General features: G+C 66.4%; 11 protein-coding genes and 1 pseudogene. 6 read left to right on the forward strand and 6 right to left on the reverse strand.

What is annotated here, in order from left to right; genetic code table 11:
- Positions 1-250: 250 nt before the first annotated feature.
- Positions 251-1,096, reverse strand: a complete 846-nt coding sequence (locus tag QK291_RS09320) for an alpha/beta hydrolase (protein ID WP_282381087.1) — start codon at positions 1,094-1,096, stop codon at positions 251-253.
- Positions 1,097-1,279: 183 nt separating this feature from the next.
- Here QK291_RS09320 and QK291_RS09325 point away from each other — a divergent pair, with 183 nt between their 5' ends.
- Positions 1,280-1,447, forward strand: coding sequence for a hypothetical protein (locus QK291_RS09325; protein WP_282381089.1), 168 nt, complete (start codon positions 1,280-1,282; stop codon positions 1,445-1,447).
- 181 nt (positions 1,448-1,628) lie between these two features.
- On the opposite strand, the gene QK291_RS09330 is transcribed toward QK291_RS09325, so the two are convergent.
- A complete protein-coding gene (locus QK291_RS09330) occupies positions 1,629-2,555 on the reverse strand; it encodes a serine hydrolase (RefSeq protein ID WP_282381091.1) in 927 nt (308 codons plus the stop codon).
- Between the two features lie 194 nt (positions 2,556-2,749).
- Between QK291_RS09330 and QK291_RS09335 the strand changes: the two genes are divergently transcribed.
- The 3 genes and pseudogenes from QK291_RS09335 (at position 2,750) to QK291_RS09345 (ending at position 4,826) form a co-directional block, all read left to right on the forward strand.
- Complete coding sequence (locus QK291_RS09335) at positions 2,750-3,670, forward strand: 2-hydroxyacid dehydrogenase (RefSeq protein ID WP_282381093.1); 921 nt, start codon at positions 2,750-2,752, stop codon at positions 3,668-3,670.
- A 200-nt stretch (positions 3,671-3,870) separates the two neighbouring features.
- The gene (locus QK291_RS09340; RefSeq protein ID WP_282381095.1) at positions 3,871-4,077 is read left to right on the forward strand and encodes a DUF4177 domain-containing protein; all 207 of its coding nucleotides are present in this window, start codon (positions 3,871-3,873) and stop codon (positions 4,075-4,077) included.
- A 406-nt stretch (positions 4,078-4,483) separates the two neighbouring features.
- Positions 4,484-4,826: pseudogene (locus tag QK291_RS09345) on the forward strand (VOC family protein).
- Positions 4,827-4,879: 53 nt separating this feature from the next.
- Here QK291_RS09345 and QK291_RS09350 read toward each other — a convergent pair.
- Positions 4,880-6,103, reverse strand: a complete 1,224-nt coding sequence (locus tag QK291_RS09350; protein WP_282381097.1) for a DUF4232 domain-containing protein — start codon at positions 6,101-6,103, stop codon at positions 4,880-4,882.
- Positions 6,104-6,411: 308 nt separating this feature from the next.
- On the opposite strand from QK291_RS09350, the gene QK291_RS09355 reads away from it, so the two are divergent.
- Together QK291_RS09355 and QK291_RS09360 are read left to right on the forward strand one after the other, a co-directional pair.
- Positions 6,412-8,151, forward strand: coding sequence for an ABC transporter ATP-binding protein (locus QK291_RS09355; protein WP_282381099.1), 1,740 nt, complete (start codon positions 6,412-6,414; stop codon positions 8,149-8,151).
- On the forward strand, positions 8,148-10,190 hold the full coding sequence (locus tag QK291_RS09360) for an ABC transporter ATP-binding protein (protein WP_282381101.1): 2,043 nt from the start codon (positions 8,148-8,150) through the stop codon (positions 10,188-10,190). The genes QK291_RS09355 and QK291_RS09360 overlap by 4 nt, the downstream gene beginning before the upstream one ends.
- Positions 10,191-10,312: 122 nt before the next feature.
- On the opposite strand, the gene QK291_RS09365 is transcribed toward QK291_RS09360, so the two are convergent.
- The 3 genes from QK291_RS09365 to QK291_RS09375 form a co-directional block, all read right to left on the reverse strand.
- Positions 10,313-10,987 (reverse strand): class I SAM-dependent methyltransferase, encoded by a 675-nt coding sequence (locus QK291_RS09365; RefSeq protein ID WP_282381103.1) that lies wholly within the window; start codon positions 10,985-10,987, stop codon positions 10,313-10,315.
- Positions 10,988-11,128: 141 nt separating this feature from the next.
- Complete coding sequence (locus QK291_RS09370) at positions 11,129-12,637, reverse strand: EAL domain-containing protein (protein WP_282381105.1); 1,509 nt, start codon at positions 12,635-12,637, stop codon at positions 11,129-11,131.
- Positions 12,638-12,719: 82 nt separating this feature from the next.
- Positions 12,720-13,094 (reverse strand): STAS/SEC14 domain-containing protein, encoded by a 375-nt coding sequence (locus QK291_RS09375; protein WP_282381107.1) that lies wholly within the window; start codon positions 13,092-13,094, stop codon positions 12,720-12,722.
- Between the last annotated feature and the right edge of the window lie 586 nt (positions 13,095-13,680).

Genomic DNA, 13,680 nt, shown 5'->3' on the forward strand with positions numbered 1-13,680 from the left:
CCGCGTCCCAAGATCAATAGGCGCAGTTCCGGGCTGACCAGCGGTATTCCCCCAGGCGGCCCGGGGCCACTTTGGGCCGGGCCGGCGTCGAAATGGACGACGCCGGCCCGGCGTTTCGTGCCAAGGTGCCCCCGGGTGGCACAAGCTCGCCCAGGGTTGAGCCAAGCCGTGCCCCGGGCGGCAGAGGCTGGCTTGGGACTGTGCCTGAGTGCCTCCGGCCGGGCCCCCGAGCGTCCCCGGCCGGCCGGGGCTACGCCTGCGGCTTCGCCAGGAACCCCAGCAGCACCTCGTTGACCTCGGCGGCGTGGGTCCAGAGCATGCCGTGCGGGGCACCCTCGATCTCCACGTACTCGGCGCCGGGCAGGGCCTTGGTGAAGCGGCGGCCCGTGACGTCGATCGGCAGGATCCTGTCCGCGGTGCCGTGCACGATCAGCGCGGGGATGTCGATATTGGGGATGTCGGCGCGGAAATCAGTGAGCCAGGTGGGCTGTGCGGCTGCCGAGGCCGTGGGCCCGCCCGAGGTCGCCAGGTTCCAGCCTGCCCGCATGACTTCCTCGCTGAGCCGGGGCGTGCCCAGGAAGGTGTCGCTGTTGTAGAAGTTCTTGAAGAACTCGGTGAAGAAGGCGTAGCGGTCGGCGGTGACAGCCTCCATCAGGCCGTCGAACACCGACTGCGGGACGCCGTCGGGGTTGTCCTCGGTCTGCAGCACGTAGGGCTCCAGCGAGCCGAGGAACACAGCCTTCGCCACCCGGGCTGAACCGTAGCTGCCGAGGTACCGGCCCACCTCGCCGGTTCCCATCGAGAAGCCCACCAGCACGACGTCGTTCAGATCCAGGCTGGTCAGCAGGGTGTTGAGGTCGGCGGCGAAGGTGTCGTAGTCGTAGCCGTCGGTGGGCTTGCTGGACTGGCCGAAGCCGCGGCGGTCGTAGGTGATGACCCGGTAGCCGGCGCCCAGCAGGGCCGTGGTCTGCTTCTCCCAGGAGGAACCGTCCAGCGGGTAGCCGTGGATCAGGACCACCGGCTGCCCGTTGCCGTGGTCCTCGTAGTAGAGCTCGATGTCGGTGCTGTTCTCGGTTCCAGCCTTGATGTAAGCCATGTCAGCGGTCCTCTCGGTACGGTTCGGACGTAGTTCGTGCAGGAGTGGCGCAGCGCTGGTGCCACTGTACGGAACCAACGCCGCCAGGCAACAGGGTGTTCCCGCGGGGGTGTGGCGCGCGTATTTTGACCCGAATACCCCAGGGGGTATAGTGGAAATAGACCCACCAACAAGGAGAACCAGATGTGCCGACAGGTTGCATGCAAGAAGTGCGGTAAGACCACGTGGGCCGGCTGCGGCCAGCACGTTGACTCGGTCATGCGGGGCGTCAAGAGTGCCGACCGCTGCGAGGGTCACGAGGGTGAAGTCAGCACCAAGACCGGATTCCTCGCCAAGCTCTTCGGCCGCTAAACCGGTTCTCCGACTGGATCGCAGGGCCCCCTTGCGCCCTTGCGCATCGTGCAGCGGGGTTCCGCGCATTAACGGCCCGGGTATTCACGGCCTCCCGTGAGCGCCCTCCGCGCTGGCGCCCTCCGCGCTGGCGCCCCCGCGCTGGCGCCCCCGCGCTGACGCGCCGCGCGGGCCGCCGGCCTTACTCCAGCAGCGCCTTCGTGACCACACCCGTCAGATCATGGATCATGGCCAGGCGCTTCTCGCTCCCGCCGTCCTCGCCCCAGCTGTAGATGGTCAGCGCGTAGGACCGGTCGCCGGAGCTCAGGATCGCCGCGTCGTGGAGGTAACCGTCCAGCTGGCCGTACTTGTGCTGCACCGTGATGCCCGGGCCGACCGCCGCCGGAATGAGCCGTTCGTTGTTCGTCTGCTGCATGTAGCCGAGCAGCTCCTGCGTGTGCTCCGCGTTGAGCAGCTTGCCCGTAGACAGCTGTTTGAGCAGGTCCGCCATCTCGCCCGGGGTCAGCAGGTTCTGCTCCGGGTCGTAGCTGATCCCGATCGACGCGGCGTACTCGATCAGCCTTGGGTAGCCGATGTCCTGCATCAGCAACAGCCAGGCGTCGTTGCTGCTCGCATTGACCATCGCCTGGATCTGGAACGCGGCGTTGTAGCTCCCCAGCGGGACGTCCAGCGTCTTCTCGCCGGCCTCCACCAGACGGTAGTAGGCGGCCGCCGTGAGGATCTTGGCGGTGCTGGCGGCCACAAACTCGGACCCGTCACCGTAGCCGCGCGGCTCCCCGCCGTGCGTGTCGGCGAGGACGACGCCGATCCGGTAGTCGGGGTTTTCGGCCAGGACCCGCCGCACCTCGGCGTCGAGGGCGTCGAGGTCGACGGCGGCCCGCGGGGCGTCCGCCGCCGGGGTCTCGGCCGCGGGCTTTTCCACCTGCTGGTCCTGCCACAGGTCCTCCGGGCCGGCGAGGAAGTCCGTCCCGGGAACCGGCCCGGTGCGGACGACGGCGAGGGTCACCATGCCCACCAGCAGCAGGGCCGTGGCCGCCCAGACCAGGAGCAGCTTTGCCCGGGCGGTGAGGGACTTGGCGGCCGGACGCGAGGGTCCCGAGGTGTTCATGGTGCAGGACCTTCCAGGTCAATTGAGGGAGAGGGGTTTCCTGCAATGTATGCCCGGGGAATGGGCATGTCCAAATGCCGCGCGGGGCAGCGCGAAGGTGAGGGCAAACTCCCAGCCGGAACGGTACCGGACGTGTGACACGGCCCACGGCGGAAGCCCCATCCGGGGGCTCCGGCACCACTAGGCTGGCAGTTATGCCGAGGAATATAACCGTCAGCCTGCCGGATCCAACCCTGCGGGAGTACCTTCAGCCCCACCCCGACGTCACTCTCCTGGAGTGGGACCTCACCGGGGAACCGCCGCGGCCGCGCCTCGACATCGTGGTCCAGCCCTATATGGGCAGCACGGAGGTCCTGCGCGCTCTGGAAGCGGTGGACACCGGGCTCGTGCAGAGCCAGTCGATCGGGTACGACGGCGTCGCGGACTCGCTGCCGCCAGATCGGGTGTTCGCCAACGCCGCGGGCGTCCACGAAACGTCCACCGCCGAACTGACCCTTGCCCTGATCCTGGCCAGCCAGCGCGAGTTCCCGCGGCTGCTGCAGAACCAGCAGGAGGGCCGCTGGGAGACCCGGCCCACCGCCAGCCTCGCGGACCGGCGGATACTGATCGTCGGCTACGGCGGCGTCGGCAAGGCGATTGAGGACCGTCTCCTGCCCTTCGAAACCACAGTCACCAAGGTGGCCAGCAGGGCACGGACTGACCCGCGCGGCCACGTCCACGGCATCTCGGAACTGCAGACCCTGCTGCCGGAACACGACATCGTCATCGTGGGCGTTCCGCTCAGCGACGCCACCCGCCACCTCATCGACGACGCCTTCCTGGCGGCCATGCCCGACGGCGCCCTGGTCGTCAACGTCGCCCGCGGAGCGGTCGCGGACACCGACGCCCTGGTGAAGCACACCGGCACCGGCCGGATCCGGGCCGCCCTGGACGTCACCGATCCCGAGCCACTCCCGCAGGACCACCCGCTGTGGCGTACCCCCGGCGTCATCATCAGCCCGCATGTGGGCGGGGCGAGCTCGGCCATGCGACCAAGGATGGGAAAGCTCATACAGCGGCAGATCGAGCTCATGCTGGCGGGCGAACCGCCGGCGAACGTGGTGCTGAACGGCTAGGCGCCAGGCCGCTAGGAGTGCGTCGCCGTGTTGCCGCGCGGCGTCGTATCGTGACGCCGCTTGTTAAGTGTCGCTGGCGTGATGTTGACACCACGGGCCATCGATACCCTCGAGGCGCCGTCGCTCACGCCCCGGAGGAGCGCCCCGCCGCGTCGAGTAGCATTGCTCCCAATTGGCCAGCAACGGAAGGAAGTCGTGTCATGCGGTATGTCGTCTTGCAGGTAATTCTCAAAGAAAAATTGTGGGGAACCGGTTCGGGCAATCTGACCTCCTTGGAGAAGGCCATCAACGATCAGGCCGCGAAGGGCTTCCGACTCCACACCATAACCACAGCGAGCAGCGGGAGTAAGGGAATGATCGGCGGCGGTGACCGCATCCAGGCAACGCTGGTGTTCGAGAGCCTCTGATAATCGCATATCGCGAAAGGAGCTGCGGCGTCTGGATAGCCGGCTCATTCCGAGGAGACAGTTAGCTGTCCTAGGTGCCCAGTAAACGATCGTCTTACGGACGCCGGTGCGACAGTTGTTACGGCGTCGAGGTCGACAACACGCATGGTTCAACAGATGGGTCCGCACACGACATCGCGCGCCAGCTCGCGCTTGAGGCCTTCGCCCGCTAATGGATCGGCTGGCGGGCATTGGTTTCGCTTCAACGGCTTGTCCATTGTTTCCGCACCTGAACAGCAATCTGGCATAGCCGAGGTGCTCGATTGGTTGCGTGCCGTGCCGCAGCTCCTGATGGCTCCCGGAGCTCGTTCAGTCGAGTCTGGGCTTGCGACTGGAGCTAACCGGTCGGCCTTGGTAGCTTCAACCCATGGCCATCAAACTTGAGAACGTCGGTATCGCCGTTCGCGACCTCGAAGCAACAATCGCCTTTTTCACCGAGCTCGGGCTCACGGTCGTCGGCCGTGACACGGTCAGCGGCGAGTGGACCGCCCCAAACGAACGAGTCGAACCCAACTCGTCCCAATGACATCGGCATGCACCGCGTGGCCTTCTCGGTCGACGACATCGACGTAGCCCTTGAGATAGCTGCGAAGCACGGATGCCATCCGCTGCGCGGCGTGGCGACCTACCGCGACGAATACAAACTCACGTACCTCCGCGGTCCCAGCGGAATCATTGTGATGCTCGCCGAGAATCTCAAGAAAGACTGACAGCCGGATCGGCCTCAGGCTGCCTTGTTCACGGCGCTTGAGAGTGCTGGGGCCTACCCCTTCGGCTGGACCAGGCTCCAACCGGTCACGGCCACATACCCGCCGCTGATCATGTCCAGGTCGGCCGGAAGACGGGTCCGGGCGGCGCCGGAAAAGGGCGCGACCAGGATCGCACCCACCCTGGTATCACCGGCACCGGCCATGGCGTTCCAGCCCAGGGCCGCCTGGGCGGCGGCACCCGGGGCGACGGTGATAGCGCGGGGGCCAGGGTCCGTGGTCATAAACGAGCCGCCGCGGACCGTCAGAATATCCATGGCCCACCCGCCGGTGTCGTCGAAGGCGACGTCGGGATAGGCGTTGAGCACACACGGAACCGTGCCGGAATTGACGAGCCGGATGGGCATGCCGCGATGGCCGGTGGCGGCGTCCGGTTCGCCAAGGGAAATAGCCACCTGCTCGCTGCTGCACCAGCTCGGATCCGGAGTTTGTTGCAGGGGGCCCACGGTTGGCGAGCCGTACACGACCGGCTGCTCGGTGGGCGACGGCGAGGGCGCTGGCCGCACCTGGGCGGCGTTCGCGGCGGCGCGGGTTGCCGCTCCGGACAGCGGCGCGGCGGCTACCAGCAGGACGGCGCAGACGGCCGTGGCAGCGAGGAGGGCCCCGAGCCGCGCCCGTGGCCGCCGCGGGCCAGTGGCTGCTGTCCGCAGAGGGTGCAGACCATCCTGGCCGCCGCCCGAGACGGCGTTGTCACCAGCGTCGCCGTCCAAGCTGCGGGCCGCCACACGGATCCAGACCAAGGCAGGAATCCAGCCCCACACAACGCCCCAGTAGCCGGCGGCCAGCAGGGCCGGTCCCGCGCTGTCGAACACCATCGCCATGCGAGGTGGCGGCCACTGCGCCGTGATGCTCCCGGCGGACCAGAGCACGCTGGTGAAGAAGGACGCGAGCACCACGCACAGCCAGACGCTCATCATGGCCGTCCGGTTGTCGATGCGGTCCGCCGGTCGGGAAACCAGCAAGCGCAGCAGGAGCAGCAGCATGCCCAGCAGCGTCAAAACGGAGAGGGCGGGAATGAGGATAGGCCAAGGCGCGACCGCATGCCAGCTGGAAGCAGCCACCGTTTCCGGGACCACCAGCCGGGTTAGCGAAACCGGAAAGACGCTGAACCAGCTCAGTGCCGCGAACAATGCCGCGCTGATGAGCCAGCCGATTCCTGCCGCCGCTGCCGCTGCTGCCGTCGCTGCGCCGCGTGGCGTACCCCCAAAACGATTCCCCATGCCGGCCAGCCTAATGCAGCCCGCGGCAAGGAACGGCGACGACCGCTGCTGCGGCAATGCTCCGGTTCCCGCGGAATGCGGTGGGTCCTCCGCGGCCGTCCCGTGCCCCCGGACGGTGACGCCAGGCGAGCAGGGAACGCCGCCAGAGAGCGATCAAACCCACAGCCCCGGCCACAAACCGGCCCGCACGCGCACAGCGCCGCAGCAGAAACAGCGGATTCGCCCTGAGAGGAACCAGGCACACCCCCGGCCCACGGACGTAAACTGACCTTCGGATCACTCGGCGGAACGCACGGCTGGGAGTACGGATGCTCTGGAAACTGCTTGTCGAATACCTGGCACCGCAACGCAGGCTGCTGCTCGCCGTCGTCGTCTTCCAGCTGGCGCAGTCCATCGCCTCGTTGTACCTGCCCACGCTGAACGCGGACATCATCGACCAGGGCGTGGCGAAGGGGGACACGGACTACATCCTGCGCGTCGGCGGGGTAATGCTGCTGGTGACCCTGCTGCAGATTGCCTGCGCCATCGCGGCCGTATACTTCGGGGCGAAGGCGGCGATGGCGATGGGCCGGGACGTGCGCGGGGCGATCTTCGGCCGCGTGGCGGCCTTTTCCGAGCAGGAGGTCACCCGCTTCGGCGCGCCTAGCCTGATCACCCGCTCCACCAACGACGTCCAGCAGGTCCAGCAGCTGGTGCTCATGTCTGCGACCCTGATGGTCGCCGCGCCCATGCTCAGTGTCGGCGGGGTGATCATGGCGATCCGGCAGGACGTGCAGCTGTCCTGGCTGATCGCGGTCAGCGTGCCGGTGCTGCTGGGCGCGGTGGGGCTGATCATCACCCGGATGGTGCCGCTGTTCCGGCTCATGCAAACCCGGATCGACACCGTGAACCGGGTGCTGCGCGAACAGCTCACCGGCATCCGCGTGGTCCGCGCCTTCGTCCGCGAGGACGTGGAGACCGCCCGCTTCGCCCGGGCCAACGAGGACGTCACGGACACCGCCCTGCGCGCCGGACGGCTGATGGCGCTCGCTTTCCCCACCGTGATGCTGGTGCTGAACGTCTCGTCCGTGGCCGTGATCTGGTTCGGCGCGTTCCGGATCCAGGACGGCTCCATGCAGGTTGGCACCATGATCGCGTTCCTGAGCTACCTGATGCAGATCCTGATGTCCGTCATGATGGCCACCTTCATGGCGATCATGATCCCGCGCGCGGCGGTCTCCGCGGACCGGATCGGGCAGGTGCTGGGCACTGAATCCAGCGTCCGACCGCCGGAGCACCCGTTGGACTTCTCCGGCCGCACCGGCCGCGGTGAGCTTCAAATGAGCGACGTCGGGTTCGCCTACCCGGGTGCCGAGCAGCCGGTCCTGTCCGGGATCAGCTTCACCGCCCGGGCGGGGCAGACGACGGCGATCATCGGCGCCACCGGCTCCGGCAAGACCACTCTGGTGAACCTGATGCCGCGGCTCTTCGACGCCACGGCCGGCTCGGTCCGGATAGACGGCGTGGACGTCCGCGAGCTGCACCCGGACCTGCTCTGGGGCCACATCGGCCTGGTCCCGCAGAAGCCCTACCTGTTCTCCGGGACGGTGCGCAGCAACCTGCTCTACGGCAAACCCGACGCCACCGAGGACGAACTCTGGCAGGCGCTGTCCATTGCGCAGGCGGAGGACTTCGTCCGGGAGATGGAGGGCGGGCTGGACGCGCCGATCTCGCAGGGCGGCACCAACGTCTCCGGCGGGCAGCGGCAGCGGATCGCGATCGCCCGGGCCCTGGTGAAACGCCCCGAACTCTACATCTTTGATGACTCCTTCTCCTCGCTGGACACCGCCACCGACGCCCGGCTGCGGCAGGCGCTCCGGCAGCACACCGCCGGCGCCACCCTGGTGATCATCGCCCAGCGGGTCTCCAGCATCGTGGACGCGGACCAGATCCTGGTGCTCGACGACGGCCGGCTCGTCGCGCACGGCACGCACCAGGAGCTGCTGGAGACCTCGGAGACGTACCAGGAGATCGTGAACTCCCAGCTCGCGGCGGAGGAGGCGGCATGAGCGCCACCAACCGCACCGGGCCGGCCGCGCCGGCGGACGGGCGTGTGCCGCACGGCGGGGGAGCCGGGGCACCCGGCGCCGCTCCCGCCGTCGAACGCATCCCCCGGCCGCGCGGCGGCCCCGGCCACGGCGGGCCGTTCGCCGGGATGAACGTGCCCGCGGAGAAGGCGATGAACTTCGGGCCGTCGGCCAAACGGCTGCTGGGCCAGCTCCGGCCCGAGCGGCTCTGGCTGGTGCTGGTGCTGATGCTCGCGGTGGTGAGTGTGGCGTTCTCGGTGATCGGTCCGCGGCTGCTGGGGGAGGGCACCAACCTGATCTTCGCCGGCGTCGTGTCCAGGGAGCTGCCGGCCGGGGTGAGCCAGGAGCAGCTGATCGCCCAGCTGCGCGCCGCGGGCGAAACCCAGCAGGCGGACATGCTCAGCGCCATGACCCTGACGCCGGGCGAGGGGATCGACTTCGCGGCGCTGGCCACCGTGTTGCTGTGGGCGCTGGTGCTGTACGTGCTGGCCTCGGGCTTTATGTGGATGCAGGCATATATCCTCAACGGCGTGGTGCAGCGCACCATGTTCCGGCTGCGCGAGGTGATCGAGGCCAAGATCAACCGGCTGCCGCTGCGCTACTTCGATACCGTCCAGCGCGGGGAGCTGCTCAGCCGGGTCACCAATGACGTGGACAACATCTCCCAAAGCCTGCAGCAGTCCATCAGCCAGGCGGTCACGTCGCTGCTGACCGTGCTGGGCGTGCTGGTGATGATGTTCATCCTCTCGCCCACGCTCGCGCTGATCGCGCTGGTCACCGTGCCGCTGACGCTGGTGACGACGGCGCTGATCGCCAAGCGCTCGCAGAAGCTGTTCGTGGCGCAGTGGAAGCACACCGGGGAGCTGAACGGGCAGATCGAGGAGACGTACACCGGGCACGCGCTGGTGAAGGTGTTCGGCAGGCAGCGGGAGGTGGAGGAGCGGTTCCGGCAGAAGAACGCGGAGCTGTATGAGGCCAGCTTCGGCGCGCAGTTCGTGTCCGGCCTGATCATGCCGGCCATGACGTTCATCGGGAACCTGGTCTATGTGGGGATCGCCGTGGTGGGCGGCCTGCAGGTGGCCGCCGGGGCGATGCAGCTCGGGGATGTACAGGCGTTCATCCAGTACTCGCGGCAGTTCACCCAGCCGCTGGCCCAGCTGGGGTCGATGGCGAACCTGCTGCAGTCTGGGGTGGCTTCGGCCGAGCGGGTGTTCGAGCTGCTGGACACCGAGGAGCAGTCTCCGGATCCGTCGCCCGGGGTGGCTCCGGCGGCGACGCGGGGGAAGCTGGTGTTCGAGAACGTGTCCTTCGCCTATTCGCCGGACAAGCGGCTGATCGCGGACCTGAGCCTGGTGGCCGAGCCGGGGCAGACCGTCGCGATTGTCGGCCCCACAGGGGCCGGGAAGACCACGCTGGTGAACCTGATGATGCGGTTCTACGAGCTCGACGCCGGCCGGATCACTCTCGACGGCGTGGACGTCACCGCGATGACGCGCAACGAGTTGCGCTCGCGGATGGGCATGGTCCTGCAGGACACCTGGCTGTTCGGTGGGACCATCCGCGACAACATCGCCTACGGCCGGCCTGCTGCGACCGAGGACGAAATCCTGGAGGCGGCGAAGGCGACGTACGTGGACCGGTTCGTCCGGTCCCTGCCGGAGGGCTACGACACCGTGCTCGACGACGAGGGCTCCAACGTCTCCGCCGGGGAGAAGCAGCTGCTCACCATCGCCCGGGCGTTCCTGGCGCGGCCGTCCGTGCTGATCCTGGACGAGGCGACGAGTTCGGTGGATACTCGGACCGAGGTGCTGGTGCAGAAGGCGATGAGCGCGCTGCGCTCGGACCGGACCAGCTTTGTGATCGCGCACCGGCTCTCCACCATCCGCGACGCCGACCTCATCCTGGTGATGGAGGCCGGCCAGATCGTGGAGCAGGGGACGCATGCCGAACTGCTGGCCGCAGGCGGCGCGTACTCCGCGCTGTACGAGGCGCAGTTCGCGGCTCCAGTGGCGGAGGTTTAGGCATGTTCGGGTGGCGCGCCCGACTGGACATGGGGGTCGACAGCGGTGGTGCGACCGGGCAGATCCGTTTCCTGAAGGTTTACATATCGGCCTTTATCGGGCTTTTTGTTCTGGAGTTTCCTCTACTTGTTGGGCGGGCGGGATGCCGGGGCCAAAATGGCGAAGTACCCGGGCACACGTTGCTGGTTCCCGACCGGGTTCATGGAGACCACTTCGATCTCCACGGAGTCGTCGATGATCAACCGCCAGCGGTCGGCGGGGAACTGGCGGCTGCGTTCCTGCGCTCCGAAGTGCCCGGGCCTCGGGAGGTTTTCCAAGGCACGCTGCAGTTGACTTGGCATGCCTGCGCGGGTGGCTCCGAGGGCTGCAAGGTACCCGAGGCTGTTGCCGCGGAAGTTCGTTTCGGCCAGGAATAGGTTGCCTTGTTCCCCCAACACGATGTGAAGGTTCGCGGCGAGCGATGCTTGTCTGTTGGGCTTGAGGACGTGGAAGACTCCCCGAACAAAGACATTGGCCGGCCCCAGCCGCTCCAGGAGGAGTCTTCCAGCGCCAGCAGCAGCAGCGTCTAGTACCGCGTACTCAGCGTTGGGAATGTCTGCGCTTTCATGCCGGGCCCGTTCGACCGCACCGGCCGACACATCGACACCGAGCACACTCGGGAAATGCCCGGCAAGCCAGCGGGTGTGGGTTCCGTTGCCGCACCCAATATCGACTACGGGAAGTGCGGGGTCCAAGTGGGTCAGGAGTTCGTCAGCGTACTGGGTGCGCTCAAACTGGGAACCGGAGTCCCAGAGCACATCTCCTGCGTGCCCGGTGGAACGAACTCCGCGCCAGTAACCTTCCCATGCTGCGTCTGGGTTCTTTGGTGCCCTCGAAGCTAGACGCACCACGGAGGGTACGAGCTGCATCCGGTCCCAGAGAGTCGACATATACCAACCTTACCGAGGCAGTGCAGAGCTTCGCACGTAGTGGAGTGCTGCCGCGGGCGGCAACGGGCGGGCATAGAAGTAGCCCTGCCCGTAGAGGCAGCCCATGGCACGGAGCTGGTCGGCCTGTTCGGCGGTTTCGATTCCTTCCACGATCGCGTTCAAGCCAGCAGCGGATATCAGCTGCAACACGGCGGCGACAAAAAGTTGCCGCTGGGGATCCTGGCCCATTGTGCTGATCAGGGACTGGTCAACTTTGACGGTGTCGGCGGGAAGCGAACCGAGATAGCTGATGGATGAATATCCTGTTCCGAAGTCGTCGATTTGCAGCCCAACACCAAGTTGCCGCAACTCCTTTAGGACCTGCTGTTCGCCGGTCCCTCTGGTCATCAGAACGGTCTCGGTGATTTCCAGGACCAGCCGCTGTGGATGGACACCGTGGATAGACAGAGTGTTTCTGACGTCGTCCAGGAGGTCGCCCCGCAGCAGTTCCGTCGCAGATAGATTGATGTGTAGACGAAAGTCGACGAGGTCCGGGGCAGCTTGGTTCCAGCGATGGAGTTGCGCGATGCCTTCATGCAGAACCCACCGGCCTAGTTCATAGATAATGCCCGTTTCCTCCGCGATCCCGATGAAGCTGTCCGGCATGATGGTCCCTCGAACCGGGTGGTTCCAGCGCAGCAGCGCTTCCATGCCCACGACGTTGCCGGAAGTCATGTCAACCACCGGCTGGTACTCCAATGCCAGCTGTCCACTTCCAGTTGCTTTGCCCAGTTCAGCAGTTGTGCGCGACCGTTCACGAACAGCTTCTAGCATGTCGGGGTGGAAGACCTGAACGTTGTTGTTGCGGCCCCCTCCCTTGGCTTGGTACATGGCAATGTCGGCATCCCGCATCAATGCCTCGGCCGGATACCCGGGTGCGCCGATGCAGACTCCCATGCTGGCCATGGCCCAGACCGCTTCCGTGCCGATACGGACACTGTCCCGAAGGGACTCAGAGGCGCGGTTCGCAATCTGGAGGACCTCTGCGTGGGTGGCCTCCGTGATGAGGATCGCGAACTCATCACCGCCCAGGCGCGCAACCGTATCGGAATCTCTGACGGCTGAACGCAGGCGGTTGGCAACTTCCACCAGGGCGGCGTCGCCGGCACTGTGACCCAAGGTGTCGTTAATGACCTTGAAGGAGTCAAGATCCAGGACCACCACAGCGGGAGCCCGCCGCCCGTTCGTGCACGCGAGGAGTGCTTCGCGGATCCGCTCCTTCAGCAGAGTCCTGTTCGCTAGGCCGGTTAAGGCATCCGTCTTGGCCATCTTTTCCAGCTCGACCTGCGTCCGCCGGAGCATCGCGGTTCTGGCCGCGACCCGCTCTTCCAGATCCGTATGGATATGGCCAAGTTCTTCCGCCAGCAGGTTCACGCCAGTGATGACAGCATCAATCTCATCCCCGCGCTCTGAAGGCTCAATCCGCGCGTCCAGGTCACCGGCCGCCAGCCTCACGACTCCATCGACAAGCAGCTGCAAACGTGGATCCCCGGCGCCGCTACCTGCTTGCGTGACGGGGCACCCTGCAGGGGTAGCCTCTTCAAGGGAAAAGTCCGGAGACTCACCCATCAACGCCGAGCCAGTCCAGAGCCTCGCTGCGGGATGTAAAGAAGCGTGTCGGACATGGCGGAACGTGCACCCCAAGAAAAAAGTTCGCCAGCACCCGATCGACGGGAGATTTGCCCAGCAGGGCGATGCGCGAAGCGCCGCAGGGAATGGACCAAACACCCCTGGCTTCCCTGCTCACCGAACCGACTGCGGCCATGTCGACAAGCATCGGATGATGCTCCTGCCGGCAGACCTCGTTTACCTTCGCCATCGCCGCGTGAGCATCCTCAACCTGGATGTGGGCTCCCCGCTGCCAGCGCAGATGTAAAAAGCCGTCCTCGCGCAATTCAACGCTCGCCTTGCCTCCGTCCGCAATTGGCCCTGCCACCTAAGCAACCTCCCAGCGTCCGCGCCGAGACGTTCGACGACTCCTCAAAGATACCGTCGGATCCCTCATATTCCGGCGAATCCACACCTCCACGTCGCCGAGGCCTGCGAACCTGCGATCCGTCATTGTGTCCAGTACCAGCCACGGCGCCTAACTTGGCTGATCATCGGGTTCGCTACTTGTTCTCTTCCGATGCCGCACCGACCCGGACCGCCCCTGGGCGTCCGCGTCGAGCGGATCGGACAAATCCTTGAACCACCGGTGCACAACAACATCGGAGCGGAGTGGCTAGGGCAGAGGGACGCGTGGCTCATCTGATGAGACACGCCGGGTGCCGACAGACGTAATGTCCGCAATCGGACGCTGAAGCAGACTCACAGACTTCCGTAGTGACAGACTTTCAAGCTGGGGACCGAAGTCGCTCGCTTGTGCCAACACTGACTGCAAGACGGCCCGGTTCCTGACGTGCTCCGGTGCCAGCACCATGACGAAACCATCGGAATCCTCATCTGCGGCACCAATAACGACCGCAGCGTCCGGTGCGGCCTGGGGCGCTCGACCTCCCCCATGGCTGTTGCCGCGTACG

Origin of the sequence: Arthrobacter sp. AL12 (assembly GCF_029960645.1) — a bacterium.
Lineage (GTDB): Bacteria > Actinomycetota > Actinomycetes > Actinomycetales > Micrococcaceae > Arthrobacter.

Excerpts from the sequence above, each read along its gene's own strand:
- QK291_RS09360 (WP_282381101.1), top strand. The coding sequence starts at position 8,148 with ATGAGCGCCACCAACCGCACCGGGCCGGCCGCGCCGGCGGACGGGCGT.
- QK291_RS09340 (WP_282381095.1), top strand. The coding sequence starts at position 3,871 with ATGCGGTATGTCGTCTTGCAGGTAATTCTCAAAGAAAAATTGTGGGGA.
- QK291_RS09350 (WP_282381097.1), bottom strand. The coding sequence starts at position 6,103 with ATGGGGAATCGTTTTGGGGGTACGCCACGCGGCGCAGCGACGGCAGCA.
- QK291_RS09320 (WP_282381087.1), bottom strand. The coding sequence starts at position 1,096 with ATGGCTTACATCAAGGCTGGAACCGAGAACAGCACCGACATCGAGCTC.
- QK291_RS09335 (WP_282381093.1), top strand. The coding sequence starts at position 2,750 with ATGCCGAGGAATATAACCGTCAGCCTGCCGGATCCAACCCTGCGGGAG.
- QK291_RS09330 (WP_282381091.1), bottom strand. The coding sequence starts at position 2,555 with ATGAACACCTCGGGACCCTCGCGTCCGGCCGCCAAGTCCCTCACCGCC.
- QK291_RS09325 (WP_282381089.1), top strand. The coding sequence starts at position 1,280 with ATGTGCCGACAGGTTGCATGCAAGAAGTGCGGTAAGACCACGTGGGCC.
- QK291_RS09355 (WP_282381099.1), top strand. The coding sequence starts at position 6,412 with ATGCTCTGGAAACTGCTTGTCGAATACCTGGCACCGCAACGCAGGCTG.